Here is a 24,667-nt window from a genome sequence, read left to right on the forward strand (position 1 = left end):
GTTTTAGTTTGTGGCAATTGTACCTATCACCTAATTTAGTCCCATGAACGCTAATTCACTTCAGACTCCTATCGTATACTTAAAAGGTGTAGGACCCAACAGGGCCGAAACTTTACAGTCTGAACTAGGCATACATACATTTCAGGATTTACTAAACCTTTTCCCTAATAGATACATAGATAAGACCCAATATTATAAGATAGGGCAACTACAGCGTAATTCTGCCGATGTGCAGATTGTAGGCAAAATAGTGCACCTTAAATCCGTAGAGCAAAAGAAAGGGAAACGCCTTGTAGCTAGTTTTGTTGATGAAACTGGTGAAATGGAACTTGTTTGGTTTAGAGGTCAAAAATGGATTCGTGAGAACATAAAGCTCAATACACCATATGTAATTTTTGGTAAGTGTAATTGGTTCAATGGTAAGTTTTCAATGCCTCACCCAGAAATGGAACTCCAAAAAGACCACGAACAAGGCCTTAAAGTAGCCATGCAACCCGTTTACCCCTCCACCGAAAAACTGAGTAACAAAGGTATTTCTAATAGGGTGATAAGTAAACTGGTTCAGCAAATATTTATTGAAACCAAAGGCCGATTTACAGAAACGCTTTCTGAGAAATTATTATTTGAATTAAAGCTACTACCCAAAAGCGAATCACTTTTCAACATACATTTCCCCAAAAATCAAGAGCTCTTAGCTAAAGCCCAATTCAGACTAAAATTTGAAGAACTCTTTTATATTCAAATGCAGCTGATTGCGAAGAACATGCTTCACAAGAAGAAAATTAAAGGATTTAATTTTGACCAAGTTGGTATACTCTTTAATGACTTCTATAAAAATCATTTGCCTTTTGAACTTACAGGTGCCCAAAAAAGGGTTATCAAAGAGATAAGGGGCGATTTGGGCAGTAATGCCCAAATGAACCGATTGCTTCAAGGCGATGTGGGTTCCGGAAAAACTATTGTTGCGGTTATGGCAATGCTTCTAGCTATTGATAATGGCTTCCAAGCTTGCTTAATGGCTCCTACAGAAATTTTAGCTAATCAACATTACACTGGAATTTCAGAACTTCTGGAAGGCACAGGTATTAGTTGCTCTCTTTTAACAGGTTCTGTGAAAAAATCTGCCCGCAAACCCATTCACGAACAATTGGAAAGCGGAGAACTTCAGATTCTTATAGGTACCCACGCGCTTCTAGAAGATAAGGTGAAATTTAAAAATTTAGGCTTGGCCATAGTGGATGAGCAACACCGTTTTGGCGTAGCGCAGCGCTCTAGACTTTGGCACAAAAACGATATTCCTCCTCATATTTTGGTAATGACGGCAACTCCTATTCCTCGAACATTGGCAATGAGCCTATATGGCGATTTAGATGTTTCTACCATTGATGAGCTTCCTCCCGGAAGAAAACCAATTAAAACAGTACATAGGTTTGACAGCAATCGTTTAAAGGTATTTCAATTTATACGGGACGAAATAAAGAAAGGGCGACAGATTTACATTGTTTATCCTCTTATACAGGAATCAGAAGCATTAGACTATAAAGATTTAATGGATGGTTATGAAAGCATCTCTCGTGACTTCCCCTACCTGACTTTCAGATATCTATAGTACACGGTCAGATGAAACCAGCGGACAAAGAATATGAAATGTCCCGTTTTGTAAAAGGAGAAACCCAAATAATGGTAGCCACAACGGTAATTGAAGTAGGCGTAAATGTCCCCAATGCATCGGTAATGATTATTGAAAGTGCTGAGCGTTTTGGTTTATCACAACTGCACCAACTTAGAGGTCGTGTGGGGCGTGGTGCAGACCAAAGTTTCTGTATCCTTATGACAGGAAACAAGTTGTCTACAGAAGCAAAAACCAGACTACAAACCATGGTGCACACCAACGATGGTTTTGAAATTGCAGAAGTCGATTTAAAACTACGTGGCCATGGGGATATTATGGGAACACAGCAAAGTGGCGTACTTAATTTGAAGATTGCAGATATCGTAAAAGACAACGATATTCTCAAAACAGCTCGTTACCACGCCATGCAACTCTTAAAAGATGACCCTTCCCTTGAAAAACCAGAAAACCTTGGTCATAAGATATGCTTATTCACAATTAGTGAAGTATAAGAATATTTGGAATTATATAAGTTGAGAATAAACTAAAATTTCATTTGGTGATTTTAAAAATTGTACTTTATTATAATGATAAATAAAAAATGTGTTTTGAGTTATACCAAAATTAATAAAGAATTTAATATCTTTATGGACTTCCCTGAGCATTAACACCTCCGCTATAATTACCAGAACCACTTAAAGTTAGGCTGTAATTATATGTCCCATGAGGGAAGCTTTCGGTTATTCGTTCGTTCGACCCCCCTCCTGAGATAGATGCTGTGTACGACTTTCCATTTATTATAAAGGTTATAATTCCGCTCTCAGGTCCTGATGAACCTATTCCAAAAATAAAAGTCATTGGTCCACCTGAAATTGTAACCGTCCCGCTAACTGATGGTTGTCCAATACTTACATTTTGTGAGCCATTCCATGTTGCCTTTGGCACAACTGGATCAGAAACTGTTACAATTACTAAATCACTAGACTCAGCATTTTCATTATCGGTCACAGTAAGTATAAATGTGTAGCTTCCTACGTTCGTCAAGCCCGTTACAGATGTACTTACACTGTTTGGACTGTTAATAGTACCAGTTCCTCCAACTTTTGTCCATTTATAAGACTTAATACTACCATCTAAATCTTCGCTGTCCGAACCATCCAAGGTAACACTATTTGTAGGCAAGGTGATATTCTGATTAGGACCCGCATTTGCCGTTGGCGCAATATTTACAGGAGCATTTTCAACATTCACAGTCATCGTTGTAGAATTCGTTGCTCCATCATTATCTTTAACTGTTAAGGTTACGATATAATCACCTTATGGGAGACATACTCATATATAGGTGTTGACGATGTACTTATATCATTAGTCTCTCCAAAAGTCCATAAGATAAGAGACAATCGAGCCATCGTTATCAAAAGAATTCTCTCCATTAAACTCCACACTAAGTGGTGTTGTGCCATTTGTAACATTACTATTAATAACTGCCGTTGGCGCATTGTTTACTGGAGCATTTTCAACATTCACAGTCATCGTTGTAGAATTCGTTGCTCCATCATTATCTTTAACTGTTAAGGTTACGATAAAATCACCTGTGGGGTGACATACTCATATATAGGTGTTGACGACGTACTTATATCATTAGTCTCTCCAAAAGTCCATAAGATAAGAGACAATCGAGCCATCGTTATCAAAAGAATCTTCTCCATTAAACTCCACACTAAGTGGTGTTGTGCCATTTGTAACATTACTATTAATAACTGCCGTAGGAACATTATTCGCAGGAGCATTTACAACGGTTATAGTTACACTCGTGGAATCCGTAGCGCCATCGTCATCCGTAACTACTAGAGTAACCGTAAATTCATATGGATTAATATAATTATATGTAGGATTTGGTGAATTACTTGCCACTTCATTCTCTCCAAAAGTCCAACTATAGGACGCTATCGAGCCATCACTGTCAAAGGAGCCTTCTCCGTTAAAATTCACTTCAAGCGGTGTTGTCCCGTTTACAATATCGCTTTGAATATCTGCCGTAGGAGCATTATTTATGGGACTTACACCCGTAACCGTTACAGTCACAGTCGCAGTATTCGAATTAGAGTTACCATCAGTTATTCTGTATTGAATAGTTGTCGTTTGGGTTTCTCCATCATTCAAACCATCAAAGTCGTTGTTTGTATTGAAATTAAGACCACCCCCGGCGGCTATAGTAAACAAACCACCATCTGAACCGCCAACGGCCTGACCTACATTCGCTGCGCTGCCACCAACCCAATTAACTGTTAAGTCATTATTTTCATCGTCCGTGTCATTCGTTAATATGAGTCGATTCAAATTACCAGCTTCATCTACTGAAAAATTATCATCAACTGCTAAAGGTGCTATGTTCGGATCAACTTCTATCGATAAACTAACACTATTGCTCCGAACAGGATTTCCGTCATCGGTTACCGTTAGAACAACGTTATAAGTATCTGCAGCCGAAAACTTGTGGGTTGGGTCATCTGAAGTCGAAGTTCCTCCATCACCAAAATCCCAAAAATAGCTCAAAGAATCATCATCCGGGTCAGAGGAGGTACTCCCAGTGAATTTTACCGTCAAGGGACCAACTCCGCTGGTAATATCAGCCAAAGCTCTTGCTATGGGAATTTGATTAGCTTGGTCTACTTCTATCGTAATAGCCGTTGCTGCATTGCTAAGTACAGGAATTCCATTATCCGTTACCGTTAGAACAACTTCATAAGTCTTTGGGGCCGAAAACTCGTGAGTTGGATCCTCTGAAATAGATGTGCTACCATCACCAAAACTCCATATATAACTCAAGTCGTCATCGTCTGGGTCAGAAGATGTACTGCCTGTGAATTTTACCGTCAAAGGAGCATTACCGTTTATAGCATCGGCCGAGGAAACTGCGACCGGAATTCTGTTAGCGATGCCCGCCTCTATCCTGATGGCAGTTGCCGAATTGCTGCGTGGCTGACTTGCATCATCAGTTACCGTCAGAACCACGTCATAGGTGCCTGCCGCAAACTCGTGCGACGGGTTTTCCTGTGTGGACGTGCTACCGTCACCAAAATCCCATAAATAACTCAAAGTATCACCGCTATCTGGATCGGAAGAGTTGCTACCTGTAAAGTTTACCGTCAAAGGGGCGTTTCCATTGGTAGTATTGGCTAAGGCTACCGCAACCGGAAATTGATTCGCGTTACCTGCTTCTATAGTAATAGCCGATGCCTCATCGCTAAGTGAAGGACTTCCGTCATCGGTTACCGTCAGTATCACATTATATGTAATTGGAGACTCGAAAACATGCGACGGATTTTGCAGTGTGGATGTGCTACCATCACCGAAATCCCATAAATAGCTCAAGGTATCATTATCCGGGTCGGAGGATGTATTCCCCGTAAAGCTTACTGTCAAAGGAGCATCTCCATTGGTAACATCGGCTGAAGACTCTGCTGTTGGACTCTGATTGTTAGAGTTTGCAGGCATCACCGTTACGTTAACCGCTCCCCTAACGTTTCCTCCACTGCCATCATCAACAGTATAGACAATGGTGTCTCCCCCATTATAACCTGTGGGGTTGGAGTATATATAAGTGTAGTGCCCGAAACTGTAACCACACCATTTTCGAAATCGGATATTATGGAAACCGTAAGCACATCGCCATCATCATCATCGTTAATATGCGGCGAAAGGTCGATACTATTATTATTACTGTCCTGCTGGACAATAACGGGGAAATCCTCTGTCGTTGGTGCAGTGTTCGTTTTAGCAGCTATTATTATGGCAACTGTATAATCCAAGGTACTGTTATCATCAGCAGTAACAGTGTAGACCACATCACTAGTGAAATCGGTAGGTGTTCCAGATGCCGGATTCACAGATTGTCCAAAAAATTCGATTTCCGGAGATAATGCAGTTACATCGGTTCCAAATGGTAAAGTCAACGATATATCGGTACCATTGAATGTTCCCGATACCTCATTAACCATGAAACTATCAATGGACTTGTTGCTGCTGCTCGTTACGTTAACGTTCACCGTCCAAACTCTTTCGTCAGTATTTTCAGCGGTAACGGTATAAGTAACGGCGCCGGAAAAATCCTGTACATCCCCTATTGCTGGATTTACCGTGGCATTTTCAGAAACGTTCAATACCGAAGGAGCTGCACTCAAATTGGTGCCATTAGGAACCGTAACCGTTATCGTACCAGCCGTATTGTCAATTGCCACATCCGTCTGACCGAGTAGTTCAAACGCCGTTATCGCGTTCTGGTCGCTGCCCGGAGGCGCTGAAACGGTCACGTTTACCGTCCATACCTGCGGCGTCCCGGTCTCAGGGGTCACCGTATAGGTAACGGCCTCGGAAAAATCTTGACCTGGCCTATCGCCGGAGCCACAGTTGCGTCGGGGGAGACCTCCAGTATCTGTGGTGCTACGTTAAGCTCCGTTCCGTCGGGAACGTTCACCGTTACCGTTCGGTCCGTAGTATTTATCGTGGAGCTATTCTGACCTGCAAGCTCGAAGCCCGTAATATTGGTTTCCCCGGCCACAGGAATGGTCAACACCTTGGCGTTTACCGTCCATACCTGCTCGGTACCGTTGCCCGAAGTCACCGTATATTCCACAGGGGAACTGAAATCACGTGCCTGTAAAAGTCCTAAGCGCAATAGTTGCCCCTTCCGATACCGTCAACATGATAGGTGCCACGTTCAAGGGCGTACCCTCCAGAACGGTAATCGAAACGGTATGTGTGACCGGATCTATCGTTGCGGTCTCGATCTGGTCCTTCAGGGCGAAGGTCTCGATACTGTTCGCGGACAACAGCGAAACGCCCGTAATCTCGATCTGTACGACTCCCTTGATATCCGGGTCCGAGACCGAGGTGGCCGTTATCGTGGCCGTACCCGCCGAAAGACCCGTCAACAGACCGTTCTCGTCTATACTTGCTATCGTATCGTCGCTAGAGGACCAGGTTACACTAGGGTCCGTTGCGTCTTCGGGAAGGACGGCCGCCAACAATTGGCGCTCCGTTCCCGTGGCCCCGGGGTTCTCCTGCGAAACGGTGATACCCGTTACAGGTATCCTATCGGCCTCTATGACCACTACCGTTACCGTATCGCTCGCTTCGGGGTTCGAGACGGAAGTAACGGTGACCACCGCCGTGCCCAATCCTACTGCGATACAAACATTGTTCTCGTCAATGAACACGACATCCGGGTCACTGGACACCACCGTAACCCCCTGATCCGTGGCATTGGGCGGGTCGAAAGTGAAAGCGGGAGGTATTTCATCGCCCAATTTCATTTTGATCGTATCCTGGCTGATCGAGGGAAATGGAAATGACATCGATAAACTCGACTACGTTGAAATCAAGCAAGGCCTCTATTTCTTGACCGTTGCTGTCACGAAGGGTAAAGACTAATTGCTGTGGCCCTAGTTCGGAAGGTGTAAACACAAAAGGAGAAGTGCCAGGAACTATAGAATTGTACTCCCCGCTCAGCACATAACCGTTCTCCTCTGATGGTTCAAGGCTTCCTGAACCGGAATTGAACCCGAACATTGCCTCGTAATCCACATCCAAGGCTCCGTCTAAGGTCTCGAACAAAAGCGATAGATCTACAGGGGTTTCCCGTTCAAGTTCTGTGAGCTCACTCGAAGCCTCCCAAATCACTGGAACATCGCTCAGGTCGTACGTCACCTCAATCTCCTGAGACAGTCCGAAGTTATCGGTACCTGTTATCTTAACCCTATGCTCCCCTGTTTCCGCTCCCATATACATGAGTGAACTGGTTAGGGTCGTAGGCACGGACTGCCCTACCCCTGCTTTTAAACGATTGCCATCGATATCCTCGAAATAACCATCGCCATCCAATATTTCGTAAGTGATATTATATTCGTAGTTCTCTAAAATTTCTTCAGGTAAGACCGTAAAAGTGGTGGGAAGTCCTGGTTTACATATCCTTCCGCCGTGTGTTGTTCCAAAAGCTCAAACTCTACCTCGGTAATAAGTCCTACTTCTTTGGTACAGGCCAACACTATCAAAAATAGACAACAACAGGATAACAAAACCTTTACGTACTTCTTCATTTTGCAGTATGGGGACTAATGGTTCCTTTTAAAATAATATACTAGGTAAACTCTTCTTTATCAAGAAAGTGCTACAAGATATGGAATCGAATTAAATTATAAATAGAACACGACCCTTTTTAATCAAAAGTCGAGTTGAAACGTAAAATTATCGGGCAAGGTTCCAGTGAAATACTGGGAGGTTTTAAAACAGATTGATTTAGAATCAGTTAAAATAATATCTGATTCCAAGCCCGCTATAATTGGTGAGGTTTCCAAAATCACTGTTCACATGATAGAACTCAGAAGTCTTTATCAACAAGGAAAGGTGTTCGGTAAGGATAATGTCTAGATCGGCCGTAAGTACCGCTCCGAAAATAAATTTGCTCTCCCCATCAACGGATACTATATTACTCAGCTGAACATCGCCATTGTTTACCGATTCATATCCCGCCAAGGCGCCTCCACCCAATGAAAGTGATTGCATTTTTCTGTTCCTGCTCAGAACGGTTAAAAAATAGGAGTAGCTAGCTGTTACACTTGTGTATGGAACACGAACAGCTCCACTTTTGTAATTGGTAGAGGTGCCATTCAAAGCTATTTGGGTTCGGGTAGTTTCACTTAGATTGGTATTGTAAGTTATCTCTCCTCCATAACCATCACCAAATAAACCGCCCGATACTGAAAACGTATTGGAATAGGTTTGAGATAAAACTACTATTGGAAAACATAGTAACGATAATAAAACAGTAATATGTTTCAATTAGAGGGAGAATTAATTAATAAATAATCCAGAGGAAGTATTACCAAGTTATCGCTATTTGTCTCAGCCAAAACTACAGAGATTTTTTCTCTGGCGCTAATATTAAAATTTTTAAACACATATACAACTTCATTGATACCTTCAGGATCAATATTTTCTTGAAGATTAAAAGTGTACAGCGGATTCATAATTTTCTCCAATTGACCAACGGCTGATTTTTTAAAGAAACTGAGACCGGCTATATCATATGCTTTTTTGGAGTTATTCTCGATTTGCACAACAAAATATTTTTCGTTTCGATCTACCAGAATGTTATTAAGGCGTACGGCAATTTTTTTATTCTGTCTAAAACTTCTTTTAAAAACAGTTTTCTGCAGGTAATTATTTTCACAAAAAATACGATAGTACTCTTCACGGTCTACGTCATATAAATCCTCTTCCCCCTCCCCGATATTAGTATTACTCTCAACTATGGATTCTTGAGAAATACTGTCTTTTTGTCTTACCGAAATAGCTGTAGTTTGTACTTGACTTACTTTATCATCAACCTTATCGTAAACTGCAACATTTTCATTAGGTTCTTCATTGACTGTCCCGGTTTTCTGACCGTTATCATTAGAAGGTTGTTCAACAATCTTAGTCCCTTCAGAGCCATTAACATCACTAGGAATGGTTCTACTGATTGCTTGATCTGTTGTTAAAATAAAACTGAATTCTGGTACTTCTTCGGCAAAACTTAATGCAAACGAATAGATATAACCCTGTTCTGTGATGACCAAAAGATTACTTGGCCTACCTTTTCGACCTTTAAGCAGCCCTATATTAGAACCGATTTCGTAGGTAAATTTAAAATTTGCCGCAGGCGCGACTACTTTTTTAATATTAGATGGAAAAAAAATAGTAGTAGTTACAAAATCATTGGTCTTTAAATCAATCGGGGTCTGCGACCAAAGATTATGACTCGAAAACAACAAGCTACCTAGAAAAAAAATAAGTAATGTAGGGAACGACTTCATAAGTAGGTCTAATTTCTTCCAACGACGGCTTTAGTGTCTAATATGAAAATGAAAAACGAAAAGTACAAAAATACTAATTAACAAGACAAATAACCAAATAATCGATTAACAGAAGCAATTAGGGTTTTTATGCATTTTAATACTATTAAAGAACAATAACAAGTTTGGAATAGAGGGTAATGGCATACTTTTTTTGGGCAATTACCATTTGATATACACGTATTTGTAACTTTCACAATTAGAGGGTCTCGTCATCCAATTCTTTTATCTTTCCATCAATGAGCGTTGCTACAACATCTTCTCCTCTTTTAAGGCCAAATGATTTATAAGATTTGTAAGCAATTAATTCAATATCGTGATTCGCTGGAAGGTTTTCATGATTTTTCTTGTCAAATAGTACAGAAATAATTGAAAAATGAAGAGGCTGATTTAGTAAATCTTCCAAATACTTATGGTTTTCTAATTTTAATCGTTTATCCAATGCATTGCTGAGCTCCGCTTGAAGCTTTTCATAATTATTCAAGAGTTTATTAAAATTATCTATTTGTGACTGAAGTATTTCTTCTCTAGGAGCATAAAAATAAACTTCGGCCAGTTCTACTTGTCCGTTTATTTGCCATGAGCCACTATAATATCCCATTTTGGAATCATCTAGATATTCAAATTCACTTTCTATCTTTTCTTTCAAGCTTATATTAACTGTCTTCTTCGGTTTTTTATGCGGTTCTTTTTTCTTGAGTATATTCTTATATCTAAGAAACCTTTTTAAAAACGCAAAAATTATAAATACATGAACTATCGGAAAAAGTGTTTTGAAGAAAAAGTCCTCAAAGGTGTTATTGGATATAAAAAAACCAGAAAAGAAATTTAGACCATCACCACGTAAAAAAATTAACACAAAGGATAAAACACTAATTACGAGCCCAATAATAGAAGTAATATATTCATCATTAGCAATCTTTTTATATACCCGTTTTTTAGATTGTGAGCCTTCATGCGGAATACACTTTATTAGTGCATCAAAATTTTCCAACTCCAAATCATTTAATTGGATAGAACCGCCATTCTTGTCATAAAGTGTTGCTACAATATGAAAACTCTGAGAATAATGAAAATACTCAGAATGCCAGCCTACATGTTCTAAATCACTAAACTTACATATTTTTTTCTCTGAGAAAAATGAAGAAACGCTAATTGAATTATTTTTAATTTTTACTCTCTTAAAACTTTTAAATAACCAAAATGCCATAATACCTGAAAAAAAAGGCAATTATCATAAATAGAATAATTACTCCATTTGTACCTCCACCGCTTGATGATCCTGAGGAAAGTAAAATTCCAAAAAAAAAGCTTGTGCAAAAAACAAAAGCTAAGACCAGAAAAAAGTTTGGTACTCCTGATTTAATTTTAACCATATACTATATTGACGGTACTTAACACAAATTTCCATGAGCAAAATTAAAAGACTTTAGATAGCTTTTTTTTAGTGTATGCCTGTTCTTGCTTTGTACGGCACTCGTTGCAAACGAGAGCTAGCGATTCTCACTCCATTATACGAAAGGTAATTTCCGGCATTCTTGGAAATTCTACGGCATCGTACCCCATGCCTTTTAATTGAGTATTAATAAGGAAAGCTTTTAGATAATCATCTGAATTGTGTAAAAGATATAAATGTACATCATTTTGAGGAGATAAATCCCCATAGTTCAAATTTGGGTAATTCTCTCTGTAATTAGCACAGAAACCTAAATATGTAATTACCGAATCCGTAGCCATTTCATACTTCTTGTCCAAAGGCTCATTTTGCCACTCCTTTAAAAAGGATTCGACCTTACCTGAAACATAGCCCACAGTTGCATTGGAATCTGTTTTTTGAGGTAAAATTTTTCTAACTGCCGTTAGATATTCAGGACAGTTTTCCATTAGATCACCGGTAAATTTTACTGCAAAAGCATATGCTACCTCCAATTCATTGTCGGTCCCTATTTGTTGAGCAATCTTATTTCTTATAGACTTAACTTTATCCGGATTGTTGTTTCGTAAATCTAAACTAAGTTGCCCCATATCCTTCATAATATTTTCGGCGGAACTATTTGATAAATCCAGCTGCTTAATGCCTTTACAAAATTCTGTAGACATCTCTTGCGAAAAAGCTTTTTCTTTACAAGAAATAGCAGAAATCAAAAGGGCGATCATTAATATAAACCTCATAATTGCTTTTTTATCCACATTATAAAATGTTACCAACACTTTTGGCTCCTCATTTTTCACTACTCGTTATATTTGTCATATCAGCTAATAGTTGCTTAGTCCGAACATTGAATCGTGAGATGCACTATTTCCATTTAAAAAAACGCCGACGTTTTATTTATTAATTTTTTTTCTTCATTCTGTTCCCGATAGCATTACCAACACCACCCAAAAGTGCGGCTGTTACAACTTCAATCCAATTTATACCACTGTTAGGTTCTCTTGTTAAAGAAGAATAGACTATATAAATAATGACCGGTGCATAGGATGCTATAGTAATCAAATTATTTTTCATACGGGATACTTTAATTTAGAACCTACCAAATACTAAATTATTTTTTTTAAGCTAAAACTGAATGTAGTATAATCATAAATACAAAAAGAAAATGCACTATTCTGTTTTACTTTTTAGCTTGAAGCCCGCCGCTTCAACGGCAGCGGCATCGGTAACCATTTCGTCTAATAGTATCTCATTTATTTCAGGGTTTTTACTTGAATATTTTACTTTGAAATACTTATTTACTAAGAACTTGTCTATTTTTTCTCTAGCATAAGTTGCTCCTTCTTTTTTTGTGTTATCCACATAAAATTCATACATAACATATGTTGAAGCATTTTGGTACTCAAGATGAGTAAACTTACCAATGGTATATCTTGCGTAATACTGAAAATGATAAATTGACTGTAAATATTTGAATGAAAAAAAACAGATGGCTAATACCAGTAGTAATTTCACCGGTTTTTGGAAATTTAACCAATCCATCATTTTTCTATTTTTTTTTACTTCAATTACAATTGCTACGCTAGCACTCGTTTGTAACGAATGCTATCTATGTTACTTGCATTTTCATATTATTATCTAATAATGCTGAAGATTTCAGATAGCTTTCTTTTTAGTTTATTGCTGTTCTTACTCTGTAAGGCACTCGTTGCAAACCATCGCTATCAGAGGAAAAAACAAATCCTAACAGTTAAAAATTATGTTTTTACTCCTACGGATTCTTGGCAACGACTAATTCATTAAAAAAAGTCCTCTTTTCATAAATTCTAAACTTTGTACTATCCTTAATATTTGCTTCGAATTCTTTTGATCTATATTCATAGAAAAATCCTTTAAAGACTTTGCTTGCCTTCTCAAATGCCTTAGATGTTATTTTGTTATTTTGCATAAATATAGTATCCAATTCTACATTATCTATGTTACTAAAATCTTCTTTAATATCTTTCCCTATTACCATAAAAACATCGGACTTTTTGTCCATTGGGACATAATTGATTTTTAAATCGAATAAATCGGAATTTTGAATACTTTTAAGAGAAAATTTAAAAAAATTACTGCTATCAATTATCAAATGGTTTTTCTTATTATATTTAATTCGCTGGTTTAAATAGGAATTAGTTTTTAAGTTAATATGTTCTATGCTATCAGCAACACTACCATCTTTATTATAAAAAACCGACCAACCAATTTCAATCGGTTTTGGTGTATTTAAAAATTTTATCTGCGCTGAAAGTTCACCTGTCTTTAAATAATGAAACGTAAATATGGTATCCGCATTTCTAATTTCTTTAAATTCTAACTGCCCTGAATCAAAATACTGCATCGCAGAATCTACAGGCTGACCTTTTTTAAAAGAAATCAGTTTTTTTAAATTACCATTTGGATAGAACTCTTTACGCATTTCATTTTTACACGAAACCGTAACCAATAAGGTTAACAATAAAAATGCTATACGAAACATTACTAATCTTGCTTTAACCAATAATTCATTCCCCCCCCCGCTAGTACTCATCTTTTACGAGTGCCACTTATGATACTTGCGTTACCATTCTCTTCTTATTATCTAAAAACAAAAAAAATCAGATATCTTTCATTTTAGTTTAACCCTGTTCTTACTTTGTACGGCACTTGTTGCAAACGAGCTCTAAAGGAAGAAACAATCTACTTAAATTTTATCGTAGAAGTCAATTGATTGAATTTTTCAATATTCTCCTGAAAGTTTTCTTTCGCACTCCCCATTATAGCCAAGGCTCTTCTACCATCTTGGATAACAGTAAATACTATCTGGGTTTCCACACCTTCAGATTCGCCATAAACCAATTCTTGAAAACAATGGTAACCATTTATGTTATCTTTTGATGTTTGTTTTCTACCAGCAACTTTAAACCCTTTCTCAATACTAGAGTTTATGACGTTGTCAACTATAAAATTTAAATTGGGATTAGCAGGATCAACGAGCATTTGGTTTATAACATATGAAGAAACATTTACATCGGTAGGCTCCTCTCCCTTTTCCGTAAAGTGAAATATTTCATTTGAACGAAAAAATAGTTTGAAGCCACTCTTTTCTATATTAATAGAAAAAAATGCAGCTTCCATCGAGCCTATTTCTCGGTCTTTGTCATATTTTATGCTTTTAAATGAATTTATTATATGACTAACTTCAGTGTTATTAGTATTGTTCGTAACAGCAACCGCTAATACAGAAAAAAAAGCATCGCCAAAAACTAAGGTAACCACTCGGTTTGCATAGTCACTATTGGTAACGACCACTTTTCCATAGTAATCATCAATTATCGTTTCTTCAAAGTCATATACAATTGCTCCTATTTTCTCATATGCCTTTTTGGAATACTTGTTAGAATCCGCATAATAATCGGTACCATACATATCATAAAAGCGGATAATCTCATTATCACCGTTTTCAAGACCAATAAAATCTTTTGATAGTTGAAATCCCGAAGGGAGTTCAAGGTATATTCTCGTACCGGGAATTAACGTTAAACCCTCATTTGTTTTATCGCTGATAATAGTTTTTTGAGATGAACAGAGCGATGTAAAAAGAAACAATGAAATAAAGTGCGAAAAAATAATATACTTGTAATTCATGCTGCAAACCTAAAATTCTTGAAACCTGTTCTTTTTCTTTTTAGGTAAAGAAAATCCCGCTTTTTTAATTTTAATGGTATCAGTAACCGGTTGATTTAATAAAATTTCGCTCCAACTTGGTTTTTCTGAAGAATATTGCACTACATAGAACGAAGACTTATGGATTGATACATCTTCAATGTATTTACCACCTTTATACTTTTTATTATTAACGTTATATGTATACATAATAGATGGACCCGAAGTTTTATGACCACCATCAAACCCAGTAACCCTCCCAATAGTTCTTATTCCATTTTTTGAAATACTTTTAGTCTTATATTTATAACATAACATAAGAATAAGTAAACCCAAACAAACAGTTATGACAACCACTACTTTTTGCTTATTCATTATCTTTCTTTTCAGATAAATGTTTTGCTGAATTAATCATCACATTTATGTTAAGTTGAACACTGTTTGAAAGAAAGCTTGATAATGTTGGTGAGTATTGACCGACTATCTTATCAAAACCCGAATTTACTTTAGAATTTAATTTACCAGTTCCGTAACCAAGAAGTAAATTTTCTGCTAATTTTTCATCTGTATGATACTTAAAACCATCTTGAAAACTAAAATCCATCGCAGAACCAAGTATAATGTCACCTCCTTTACTAAAAGCAGCATTACTTCCTACATCAATCCAGTCTATTTTATTCAAACTCCAATCATTCTGAACTAAAGCATTTGAAAAATATTGTCCACTAAATTCCATCCCACCATTTATTGCTGCAAATTTTCCCGAATTAACAGCGAAAGCTTTTCCCAAAGCTGGAGCTGAGGATTGCCCTGCAGCAATCAAAAAAGGCAAAGCCTCTACCGCCCCAATAACAACTACAGGAAAACCGACAACAGCAGTAATAAGCGTTTTTTCATCAACTTTATCGTAGGCGGCATATATTTTGGCATCTTCCTTCTCGCTTACCGTAACCTTAATCATTTGTGCGAACAACTTTGCCGAACCCGATATAATATCTCTAATTTCCTTACTTGAAATACTAAATTCCCTAACCCTTTCATGAGTACAATAAGAAGCATAAGAATATTCAGTATTTATAGGGACTTCAACATAATCAATGATAAAATATCTATTATGACCAAGGTTATTCCTAAGAGGTGTTCCTACTTTAATTCGGTCATTTTCCATTTTTGTAAAATACCAATCATATGTCTTAGTATTAGTCCTCTTTAACTCCGCTGTCAAATAACGTTGAAGGCTTTTTACTGCAACATTTTTAATTTTGCTTTTATCAGCAAGAGTCAGTTTTTTATTCTTAGAAAGACGTATGTTCCCCAGCGATTTGTTAAGTTCTCGCTTTAACCTTTGCTGACGTGATTTTTGGGTTAGAGCATCCATAGGCTTATTCTCCCCAACTGTTTTCAAAAACCATATCACCAACCGTAATCGTTTTTGCTGAGATAACTATTCGTTTTTGCATAGGCATCTCGTCATTTGCATCAAACTCTTCCTCAAGACTAACACAATACGCTTTAGAGAATTTAACTTCCTGCAGTATTGACATGGCGTCCCGTTTAAAGAAAACAATAGCGCCATCTTTTGTCTGTTCCGCTCTTTCATCCAATGGAAAAGATCGTACTTACCCTGTGACTCTATGGTTACCGCAATCTGTCCGCCCAAAGGTTTCCCAGCGGGTTTACCCGTACCGTCCATAGGTTGTTCAAAATTATAAGTACAATGAAGTACATTATATATCTGTCCATCGACAGTGAGTTTTGCTAAAAATGACATAATTATTCGGGTTTTAAAAGTAGTGGGTTACTGTTTGTTGGTTGACTTTAAGCAAAACCAACCTAACTAAAACCCAAGTTTTTGTTTATTATTATCTATAAAAACAATTAGGGAAGTAATACCTTCCCTAATTAAAGTTTTACTGTTGTTCGTACTCCGTATCCCACTCAGCACCATCATCACCTTTCTGACCGTCCATTTTGATCATAAAGTTTTTGGCAGGGAAATAAGGCTTTAAGTGTACATCTAAATAAATACGGTCTTTTTGGTTCGGGTCTTGCTCAAACCTACGGATTTGGAAATTCTCAATCAGTTTATCCGTCCTGTAATTTCATCTAAAAACCGTACAATCTGCGATTGTATCTCGTTACGGGTCTTGGTACTAAAATTCTCAAAAGCCCTACGGTTTAAAAAGTCCATTAATACTTTGGCCACATAATCAAACACTCTTACTACAGAATACGTCTGAAGACCTAAGTTATCACCATTAAAAAGTGTTTTGGCAGAAAAGGCCATAACCTTACCATACTCGTTTACCATTGGTACAAGCCCAAGATTCTCTAGATTGGCAATCTCACTTTTTCTTAAATCAAACTTAACACCATCTACCTCACTAAGACCACCGTGTTTTTTACCGGCAGTTACCTGAGACATTAAGGTTTTATAAATTTTACCAGCAAGCGCACCAGATGGTGGTACGTGAATATCTTCTTCTTCACCAACTTCTGCATGTTTGCCACGGCCTACTAACCAGTTACAAGTCATAATGGTGTTAGATAAATACATATCTCCACTAGCAAGATTGGCACTTTCAAACATTTCCATTACATCGTCCGGCTCATCTAAATGCGCAAAATCAGTAACTAAAGTCACTTTATTCTCATGTGCTACTTTTGCCCATTTGTCTACAACAGATTTAGAACCCAAATATCCATAAGTACCATTAGCGAATAGTTTTCGCGCAGGTCTAAACGGTCATATTTATCAACCAATTCTTCACGAATATGATCAAAGAAACGGGTATTATCTAAATCCGTAAGTTGATCTAGTTCCGCATTAATAATGGAAACATTTTTTAAAGAAGGTAAATCGGTATTTTTGTAGAATAAGGCAACAGAACGGTACGAAGTTTCAAGTTCCCGAGTTTCCGCAAGAGCTGATTTTAAATTTTTTGTAAGTACCTTTTGTGACAATTCTGCCTTGTCATCTGCCGCTTGTACCAATTCTATAATATCATCGCCTGATTTTAGGGTTTCAGACCAAAGCTGCAATTTTTTTAAAAGATCATCGCGCTCTTGTTTTTTACTGTTCTCTGTAAGGAACATTTTCCTTCTCGCCTTACGATCGGGATTTAAGTTCTGTACATCGTCTATGGCAGATTCCAAAAGATCGTACCCACCGTATTTAACAAGTCCGTCCGATTTTTCTTTTATCTGTTCCGCGTAAGGTTTTTCACTTAGCTGTGCGGCTTTTTGGTTATTCTGTGTATCAGCCATGTAAATTTATTTAGTGTTTTTAATTTCGTCGATCAAAGCATCAATGGTATCTACCAAAGACTTTTTTGCTTCTGGATCTTCCAAAGCAGCTTTCAAAATCTTATTGGTCTTTAATTGCTTGATCATTTTTTTATATTGATCGCTCTCAATTTCAAGCTCCTTTAAAAAAACACTATTATTGATAATGCCTTTTTTACCAAAATCACCCAGATTTCTGAATTTCAGGGTTTCGTTTACAGTTCCGCCATCCTTATCTTCAAACGGAATTTTAAGTTCGGGTTCGTAATGTTCAAAAACGTCTTCAACAGTTCTAAGACCTTCCACCACTTCTGGTTTAACGGGCGCATTTGGGGTAAGCTTGCCAGCAATTAAAGCCCTGTTCTGTGGAATTTGGTTTAAGGCTTCGCTAGCATCGCCTTTCACTTCGTTACCACCAATACCTACGTTATCAATAGCCATATTTATATTGTTTTAATTTTTAAATTTACTCAAAAAAATGTTATGTGCAAACAAAGTGTCTGAATGAGCTTGCGTAAGTTTTTCTTTACTTGGATTTAAATATCATATACATTTAAAAAAAAGCACGTAGTATCTTAGTACACCTAATAACATTAGGTGTTACTATATGAACGTCTTTATACTATCTAATAACCTAAAAGATTACTAAAAAAGTATGACCAACAGCGATAAAAGCCTAGTGCGTTCGTTAGAAAAGCAAAAAAAAGGAGGCATTTACGGGCCTCCTTTTAATAATATTTGTTGTGAAATGGATTACATTACCCATTCGTTCTGGTGCTGACCACCACCAATACTCAATTCTTTCGCAGATAATGTGAAAGTCTCAGTTAATGGATTAGTTCCTGTAGCATCAAAATTCTCTCTGTACTTTACCATGTAGGCTTCAGTAAACTTGATTTCCTTTAAGGTAGCATCTGTATCCCTTTTGGTATACGTAATAGAGCCATCCTTCTTACCGAAGTTATCCATCATCAATTCAACACCAGTAGTGTCGTCATTAGATTCTACAGTAAGAGTAATCTTACCGCCTCTTGTTACAGAAGATGGGCGACCTGTTGGATCTGTTTCTTGAAAAAGATCGTAGTTACAATTTAAGATGTTGTACTCTTTTCCTCCTAAATTTAATTTAGCTTTAAAAGACATAAAAAATGATTTTTGTGGTAATTAATACCTGATTAAATATATATAAACGTCAATAAGACATCGCTAAACTATTAAATATCTGACACTCTCCAAAAGTTTTTCGATAAAATGCAATCTTATGTATTCAATCTTTAAATAATTTGATGTAGGAAAATGATTATTTTACAAGCACTAAATACAACGCGAAAGTGAAGCGGATAATATTAACAGTAAGACCATAGGCAAAATCTCATTTTATTAAGTTAAGTCCTACTTCAGAGAGGAAAATCATAATTAGAAAATAGCTTATAATAAGAGCTGCCTATATCATTTAATAAGGTTTTATGCTATTCCAAAAAAAATGGAAACAAGCAGGTTAAAAAATTTCACGAATAGATTGTGTACAAGAGATATTATCTAACTTTTTTTTTACAATAAATAGACATCATAATTATACTATTTAACTAATTATTCTTTAAAAATTCTTCCAGAACAATCCTTTTTTGGTACGCATATCAACAGTCATGCTTTTAATGCAACCTGTTTTCTTGTCTCTATACAACTTAAGACTGTTAATCTCTATCTTAACATCACGTACTGCCTTAAAGAATTGGCTTACCGTAAAACGGTCTCCGCTCTTATTGAAAACAGGAATGTTTGTTACACAAAAATAATTACGAATACTAACATCATCAAGATTTCTTACCGAGTACCTTAACAACATATCCTGTATATCTTCACTAGAAATTTCAATATAAGGAGGCTCATCTACTTTGTCTTCATTTTTAACTTCAGGTTTTTCCTCTGTTGGTGCTTCTGGAATTGTTGCCAAGACATTTTCTATAGGCGCACTTGCATTTCTACTTCTGCCAATTCGTTCTTTCTTTTTAGAAGGGTACACCGTTAAAATACGTTTTGCCTCATGTCTACGGTCGCCATTCACCACAAGCAAAATTGTTTTTTCACCCGGTGATCTGTACGTATATTTTTCTCTTCTGTCGTTCCCGTCTACCGCTGCGGTTTCGCCAAAACTCCACTGCCATGAAGTAGCAAATTTGGAGTCGTTAAAAAATTCAACTTCATCACCTACCCTAACCTTTTTTGGTAAAACAATATTGGGAATAAGCTTTGCATCACGTACTATCTTATCTTTTGAAATTACAATTTCACGAGAAGCCATACACTCGCCGTTCATTTGTAAAGACACCAAATATTTACCAGGCTTTTTTAAATTGATGAACGACATCAGAACGATACGCCTCAGATTCATTATCCCCAAAATTCCAGGTAAATTCAATTAAATCCTGAGGTATCCGTACTTTTAAATTCTATTAAATCTTCTGTAGTGTAGGAATTGGAAATAATCTCAAAATCCACATTACTACAATCGACCTCGCTATTCAAACGAAACGAAAAAAGGGCTAATCCAGCAAGGAACAATACTAAAAAAGTGATAAACACGTTAATGTCAAAGTGAGTTTTAATACTTTTATTATTCATAATTAATCTCTAATTTTATCCATTCTTCCTTTCAATTAAATGTACGATTTTTTATATGAAATTAAAACTGTCTTTTTTTCTAATTATTGCATTCCTTGTTGGTTGCGCCAATAAAACCTCGGTAGCGGGGCAAGGCGAGTATTACAGACAAGAAATGGAAAAATCTAAACGTCTTGCCGCCGAGAAAGTAAAGCAAGATAAACAAGAAAAAATCGTTATTAAGCCTTCGTACCTAACTAAAGAACAAAGACTAAATTTTTCTGAATTATTGGGTATCCCGTACAAGGACATCAAAAATGAAAAATTATATGCAAATATAGATGATTGGATGGACACACCATACCAATGGGGAGGCACTACTAAAAACGGAGTAGATTGCTCCGCCTATGTACAAGACATTTACCAAAAAGTTTATGGTTTTGAACTTCCAAGAACTTCTATTGAACAATTTAATTTTGATATTAAAGCTCATTTTACAGGTCAAAAATTTCTACAACAAGGTGATTTACTTTTCTTTAGGTTACAAGATGAAGACAAAGTGGTTTCCCACGTAGGCATCTATCTTCAAAACGGTAAGTTTACTGGTTCGAATTCTCCCCGTGGAGTTCAAATCGTAGACTTGAACTCAAAATATTGGCAAGATAGATTTGTCTCGGGTGCACGCTTACTCAAAAACCTTTAAAAATGAAAACCTTTTCTCCAGAACAAATACAGCAAGAACTGTTTGATCTTAATTTTGACTTGAAGGCTGAGACCTTTATTTCTTATTTAAATGAAGAGACCGAACTGGATATTGTTCTAATAGATTTTTTTAAAAGACGCTTTAGCACAGATATTACCTCTGTACAAGAGAGTTTAGATAAGAATAATACGATGGAGGTTTCTCTAAGCCGTAGAAGTTTTTATAATATTTTTCCCGAAAGGTTTTTTCATCGCACATACTCCGCTACTCCGTTTGTAGAAACCATGGTTACGGATTATAATGGAAGAAAGATTGAAGAAGAAAATGCCCGGAAGTTTTTTAAGCCTTTGGAAACGGAATTTTTTCTTCAGCGTGTTGCTATAGAATCAGCGGAAGACCTTACCTTTAAGTCCTTGGGCAGTCCAGAATTAGTTGACTTTTTATTGAATCTATGGCAAATAGATTCGAGAATTCCCGCCAACATAGCCGCAAAGATTTTAAAGACAATGCCTTTCATGTATAAGATAGCTGGTGATTTACCGTTGTTAAAGTTAGTATTGGAAAACATCATTGAAGAAAAGCTGATAATTGAAAAAGATTATGCCACAATAGCTACTGAAACAAAACAAGAACCATGGCAATTGGGGATAAATATGGCAACAGAAGGAAAACCAATTACTTTTCTTCCAAAATACATTTTTATCATTGACAAAATTAGGCGACCTAATAAAATAGTTGATTACATGCCAAACGGAAAAATTAATGTACTAATGAATTTCTTTTTGGAACATACCTTACCCTATGAGGCCGATTTTGAAATTAAATTTACGCTGGCCGAAAAAGAAAGAGAATTTGTGATGAGCGAAGATGTTTATTCCGGAAGACTTGGAGTATCCGCTACAATTTAGACCCCTATGATTGGAAGTTACCTAAAGAGATTTATAAATATAGAAGCCCTGATTCCTTTTGCGATCGTCATGGTTTTTATTTTGTTGGCGCTTGGTTTACTGGCCCGAAAAAACCTGGGTTTAAAAGAAGAAAGAAAAAATACTACTATTATCTAGCGGCATTAATTGCTGTTATGGGTATATTTCTAGCTATTATATACAACTTAAAACAGTCCGCATTAATGTTCCGTTATTTCTGGATGCTGGCTTTTGCTATGCTAATGGGTGGCCTTCATGTATTTTTCTACCGCTACTTATTTGAGAAATTCGATTCTGACAAAGGACTAAAAGAATTGCTTTTTGGAATCATAACATCCTTTGCAGTTATGGTCCCTGTAATTATGATGGCGGCACATTATAAAGATTTACAGTACCTACCCTACTATTTTTTAACTATTGCCGCATTTATAGTACCTACCAGCTTTTTTGTGCTCTATAAATATTCTATTTCAATTCCTGTAAAGTTGTACACCAAATGGTATTATCCTATTCAGAAAAAATACGATACACCAGAACATTACGAACTCAAGAACATGATCATACTTAACTTTATGTTCTATAAAAAAACCGAATCTGATGAAATGACGAGCTTTAAAGCTAAAGCACCCAAAAATATGGAGTTTGGAAGGTTGTTCTTTTTCTTTATAAACGATTATAACGTTAAGAAAACAACTACAAAAATAGAACTGACCGATGCATCAGGTGACCCGCACGGCTGGTATTTTTATAGCAAACCAAAGTGGTACGGAGCTTCCAAACATGTAGATTCAGAACTTACTGTAGAAGATAATAACCTAGACGATGGCGATGTAGTCGTGTGCCAACGTATATAACATAAATATCATGATTGAGGATATCAAAAATTTTAAGATTAATTGGGTAGATGGCATGAAAATCTCAAAGGAGCATTTTGAGAGCCTACAAAATTTTGCCGAAAACAGTATAAAAGATGCCTATGTTGTTCGCAAAGGTAGATACGGCCATGGATTCCTAGCCTCTTATCTGGACGGTAATAATGAGTATGCCATTAATCTAGATATTCATAAGAGCTTAAAAGTAAGCATCAAAAAATTACGGGCAATTACCCCTAATGGAAACCGAATAGAAATTACAGAGAATACACCTTCTGTCAAAGAAGAAATTGTTGTTGATGAATTGGCGGACAGTAATCTTGATGAAGGTTTTTTGCTTATTAACCTAGATACAGAGAATACCATACCTTTTGGAGAACAAGACCCAAAAGAAATTCCACCAAGACATCCGTTTTTGACCAATGGTCAATTTTTTACTTTTATTACAAGTGATGATTTAGCTAAATCAGGATTATCTGGTAACCAACTACCTATTGCTAAAATCCAAAAAGAAGGTAAAAGTCTTTCCATTGCAACAGACTATATACCGCCTAGTTTAACGCTAGGTGCTCATGAAAGTTTAATAGACTTTTATAATGAAGCTGAGAACTTTGTGAAGATGACGGAGCGGAATGCAATTCTAATCGTTCAAAAGATAATGGCCAAGCAGAGTGATAATCCTGTTGCAGATGCCATGCATTTGGCTGTTGATAAAGCGTACGCATACCTCGCCCAGCAGATTACGAAGATTAAATGGGAAGAATATGACATGCATCCTAAAGAGCTTTTAGAAATTATCGTAAGTTTTGCACGAGTGTTTAAAGGATCAGTAGATATTTCGTCTTCGCAGAACAAGGAAGAACTTTTTAATTATTTTGGAGAATGGACCGAATTAAAAGGAGGCGACTATGAGAAAATATTTACCGATGTAATCAACATGCAATACAATCATAATGATGTAAACCAAAATATAATTTTAGCATCTGGTTTCATGAGTGTTATTGATCGCTTGCTTACCGTTTTAACACAGGTTGATTATATTGGAAAACGAAGGGACATGGGTATTTTCGTAAATGAAAACATAGTCAAGAATAAACAGGATAAATCAGGTAAGCCTTCTTTCTTAGCTGAATAAAAACATATTATGGAGATACTTAACAAAAAGGAAAGAACTTCTTCTTTCTTACTTTTTTTACTAATGTTCGTCATAACAGTGGGTATTCTGTTCACGGCTTTCTTCTACAGTTATAAACTGCCTTGGAAAGAGAATACGGTGTTACGTAAAGAAAATAAGAAAATGCAGTATGAATTTCTCTACCAGAAAAAATTTATCAATACCCTAGAAGATGTTGACAAACAAATAGACTCTCTTGATACGGTAAAAGAAGGTTGGTTCTTTGTAGAACAGTCCATCATCAAAAATTTAATAGACCTTAGAAGCGATATTCCAAAAGATTCGTTGGATGACCGCAGTATGTACGAAAATTTGGTCTTGACCTACAACAAACTTGTGGATGCCAAGAGAGATTTAAAACAGGTAGAAACCGCAAGACAGGAAATAAAAGATCTTGAGGAACAAGTTACCGATTATGAAAAAGAAATAAGCAGGCTCAATACAGCGTTAGATCTTGCTAAACGTATGAACCGAAACTAA

Annotated in this window: 27 protein-coding genes and 3 pseudogenes; 6 read left to right on the top strand and 24 right to left on the bottom strand. The window is 36.6% G+C overall.

Annotation, left to right across the window (positions count from 1 at the left end; translation table 11 throughout):
- Positions 1–43 precede the first annotated feature (43 nt).
- Positions 44–2,149: pseudogene (gene recG / locus Q5W13_RS21550) on the top strand (ATP-dependent DNA helicase RecG).
- A 108-nt stretch (positions 2,150–2,257) separates the two neighbouring features.
- Here the strand turns inward: recG and Q5W13_RS21555 are convergent.
- The 24 genes and pseudogenes from Q5W13_RS21555 to Q5W13_RS21670 all read right to left on the bottom strand — a co-directional run bounded on the left by Q5W13_RS21555 (position 2,258) and on the right by Q5W13_RS21670 (position 20,533).
- Positions 2,258–2,863, bottom strand: coding sequence for a PKD domain-containing protein (locus tag Q5W13_RS21555; RefSeq protein WP_304444452.1), 606 nt, complete (start codon positions 2,861–2,863; stop codon positions 2,258–2,260).
- Positions 2,864–2,977: 114 nt separating this feature from the next.
- Positions 2,978–3,139: a hypothetical protein gene (locus Q5W13_RS21560; RefSeq protein WP_304444453.1), complete on the bottom strand. Its 162-nt coding sequence runs from the start codon at positions 3,137–3,139 to the stop codon at positions 2,978–2,980.
- A 114-nt stretch (positions 3,140–3,253) separates the two neighbouring features.
- Entirely contained in the window at positions 3,254–5,110 is a 1,857-nt protein-coding gene (locus Q5W13_RS21565) for a PKD domain-containing protein (protein WP_304444454.1), read from the bottom strand.
- Between the two features lie 5 nt (positions 5,111–5,115).
- Positions 5,116–5,967, bottom strand: coding sequence for an SGBP N-terminal domain-containing protein (locus Q5W13_RS21570; RefSeq protein ID WP_304444455.1), 852 nt, complete (start codon positions 5,965–5,967; stop codon positions 5,116–5,118).
- Positions 5,964–6,248 (bottom strand): SGBP N-terminal domain-containing protein, encoded by a 285-nt coding sequence (locus Q5W13_RS25860; RefSeq protein ID WP_497582246.1) that lies wholly within the window; start codon positions 6,246–6,248, stop codon positions 5,964–5,966. The genes Q5W13_RS21570 and Q5W13_RS25860 overlap by 4 nt, the downstream gene beginning before the upstream one ends.
- Before the next feature lie 13 nt (positions 6,249–6,261).
- The gene (locus Q5W13_RS21575) at positions 6,262–6,921 is read right to left on the bottom strand and encodes an Ig-like domain-containing protein (protein WP_304444456.1); all 660 of its coding nucleotides are present in this window, start codon (positions 6,919–6,921) and stop codon (positions 6,262–6,264) included.
- Positions 6,911–7,396 carry a hypothetical protein gene (locus tag Q5W13_RS21580; protein ID WP_304444457.1) on the bottom strand — a complete coding sequence of 162 codons (486 nt, stop codon included), beginning with the start codon at positions 7,394–7,396 and terminating at the stop codon, positions 6,911–6,913. Before Q5W13_RS21580 ends, Q5W13_RS21575 begins: the two co-directional genes overlap by 11 nt.
- Before the next feature lie 131 nt (positions 7,397–7,527).
- Entirely contained in the window at positions 7,528–7,710 is a 183-nt protein-coding gene (locus Q5W13_RS21585) for a hypothetical protein (protein ID WP_304444458.1), read from the bottom strand.
- Between the two features lie 205 nt (positions 7,711–7,915).
- Positions 7,916–8,452 carry a conjugal transfer protein TraO gene (locus Q5W13_RS21590; protein ID WP_304444459.1) on the bottom strand — a complete coding sequence of 179 codons (537 nt, stop codon included), beginning with the start codon at positions 8,450–8,452 and terminating at the stop codon, positions 7,916–7,918.
- Complete coding sequence (locus Q5W13_RS21595; RefSeq protein WP_304444460.1) at positions 8,449–9,468, bottom strand: DUF4138 domain-containing protein; 1,020 nt, start codon at positions 9,466–9,468, stop codon at positions 8,449–8,451. The genes Q5W13_RS21590 and Q5W13_RS21595 overlap by 4 nt, the downstream gene beginning before the upstream one ends.
- Before the next feature lie 238 nt (positions 9,469–9,706).
- Complete coding sequence (locus Q5W13_RS25780) at positions 9,707–10,717, bottom strand: hypothetical protein (RefSeq protein WP_304444461.1); 1,011 nt, start codon at positions 10,715–10,717, stop codon at positions 9,707–9,709.
- Positions 10,718–11,010: 293 nt separating this feature from the next.
- Positions 11,011–11,679: a hypothetical protein gene (locus Q5W13_RS21605; protein WP_304444462.1), complete on the bottom strand. Its 669-nt coding sequence runs from the start codon at positions 11,677–11,679 to the stop codon at positions 11,011–11,013.
- Positions 11,680–11,839: 160 nt separating this feature from the next.
- Positions 11,840–12,013: a hypothetical protein gene (locus Q5W13_RS21610; protein WP_304444463.1), complete on the bottom strand. Its 174-nt coding sequence runs from the start codon at positions 12,011–12,013 to the stop codon at positions 11,840–11,842.
- A 96-nt stretch (positions 12,014–12,109) separates the two neighbouring features.
- On the bottom strand, positions 12,110–12,484 hold the full coding sequence (locus Q5W13_RS21615; protein ID WP_304444464.1) for a hypothetical protein: 375 nt from the start codon (positions 12,482–12,484) through the stop codon (positions 12,110–12,112).
- Between the two features lie 226 nt (positions 12,485–12,710).
- Entirely contained in the window at positions 12,711–13,460 is a 750-nt protein-coding gene (locus tag Q5W13_RS21620) for a toxin-antitoxin system YwqK family antitoxin (RefSeq protein WP_304444465.1), read from the bottom strand.
- Between the two features lie 200 nt (positions 13,461–13,660).
- Complete coding sequence (locus Q5W13_RS21625) at positions 13,661–14,608, bottom strand: hypothetical protein (protein WP_304444466.1); 948 nt, start codon at positions 14,606–14,608, stop codon at positions 13,661–13,663.
- Between the two features lie 9 nt (positions 14,609–14,617).
- The gene (locus Q5W13_RS21630) at positions 14,618–15,001 is read right to left on the bottom strand and encodes a hypothetical protein (RefSeq protein ID WP_304444467.1); all 384 of its coding nucleotides are present in this window, start codon (positions 14,999–15,001) and stop codon (positions 14,618–14,620) included.
- The gene (locus tag Q5W13_RS21635; protein ID WP_304444468.1) at positions 14,994–16,004 is read right to left on the bottom strand and encodes a hypothetical protein; all 1,011 of its coding nucleotides are present in this window, start codon (positions 16,002–16,004) and stop codon (positions 14,994–14,996) included. Before Q5W13_RS21635 ends, Q5W13_RS21630 begins: the two co-directional genes overlap by 8 nt.
- Positions 16,005–16,008: 4 nt before the next feature.
- Positions 16,009–16,397, bottom strand: a pseudogene (gene tssD, locus Q5W13_RS25435) (type VI secretion system tube protein TssD).
- A 139-nt stretch (positions 16,398–16,536) separates the two neighbouring features.
- A pseudogene (locus tag Q5W13_RS21650) lies at positions 16,537–17,893 on the bottom strand (DUF5458 family protein).
- Between the two features lie 6 nt (positions 17,894–17,899).
- On the bottom strand, positions 17,900–18,352 hold the full coding sequence (locus Q5W13_RS21655) for a hypothetical protein (protein ID WP_194550341.1): 453 nt from the start codon (positions 18,350–18,352) through the stop codon (positions 17,900–17,902).
- Between the two features lie 312 nt (positions 18,353–18,664).
- Positions 18,665–19,054 (bottom strand): type VI secretion system tube protein TssD, encoded by a 390-nt coding sequence (gene tssD / locus Q5W13_RS21660; RefSeq protein ID WP_194550342.1) that lies wholly within the window; start codon positions 19,052–19,054, stop codon positions 18,665–18,667.
- Between the two features lie 454 nt (positions 19,055–19,508).
- The gene (locus tag Q5W13_RS21665; RefSeq protein ID WP_304444470.1) at positions 19,509–20,213 is read right to left on the bottom strand and encodes a PKD domain-containing protein; all 705 of its coding nucleotides are present in this window, start codon (positions 20,211–20,213) and stop codon (positions 19,509–19,511) included.
- 113 nt (positions 20,214–20,326) lie between these two features.
- Positions 20,327–20,533: a hypothetical protein gene (locus tag Q5W13_RS21670; RefSeq protein WP_304444471.1), complete on the bottom strand. Its 207-nt coding sequence runs from the start codon at positions 20,531–20,533 to the stop codon at positions 20,327–20,329.
- A 55-nt stretch (positions 20,534–20,588) separates the two neighbouring features.
- On the opposite strand from Q5W13_RS21670, the gene Q5W13_RS21675 reads away from it, so the two are divergent.
- From Q5W13_RS21675 to tssO, 5 genes are all read left to right on the top strand, one after another.
- On the top strand, positions 20,589–21,215 hold the full coding sequence (locus Q5W13_RS21675) for a C40 family peptidase (RefSeq protein WP_304444472.1): 627 nt from the start codon (positions 20,589–20,591) through the stop codon (positions 21,213–21,215).
- A gap of 2 nt (positions 21,216–21,217) precedes the next feature.
- Positions 21,218–22,123, top strand: coding sequence for a hypothetical protein (locus Q5W13_RS21680; RefSeq protein ID WP_304444473.1), 906 nt, complete (start codon positions 21,218–21,220; stop codon positions 22,121–22,123).
- 173 nt (positions 22,124–22,296) lie between these two features.
- Positions 22,297–22,995, top strand: coding sequence for a TssN family type VI secretion system protein (locus tag Q5W13_RS21685; protein WP_304444474.1), 699 nt, complete (start codon positions 22,297–22,299; stop codon positions 22,993–22,995).
- A gap of 10 nt (positions 22,996–23,005) precedes the next feature.
- On the top strand, positions 23,006–24,148 hold the full coding sequence (locus Q5W13_RS21690; RefSeq protein WP_304444475.1) for a hypothetical protein: 1,143 nt from the start codon (positions 23,006–23,008) through the stop codon (positions 24,146–24,148).
- A 9-nt stretch (positions 24,149–24,157) separates the two neighbouring features.
- Entirely contained in the window at positions 24,158–24,667 is a 510-nt protein-coding gene (gene tssO / locus Q5W13_RS21695) for a type VI secretion system TssO (protein WP_304444476.1), read from the top strand.

Origin of the sequence: Zobellia laminariae, assembly GCF_030553095.1 — a bacterium.
Taxonomy (GTDB): domain Bacteria; phylum Bacteroidota; class Bacteroidia; order Flavobacteriales; family Flavobacteriaceae; genus Zobellia; species Zobellia laminariae.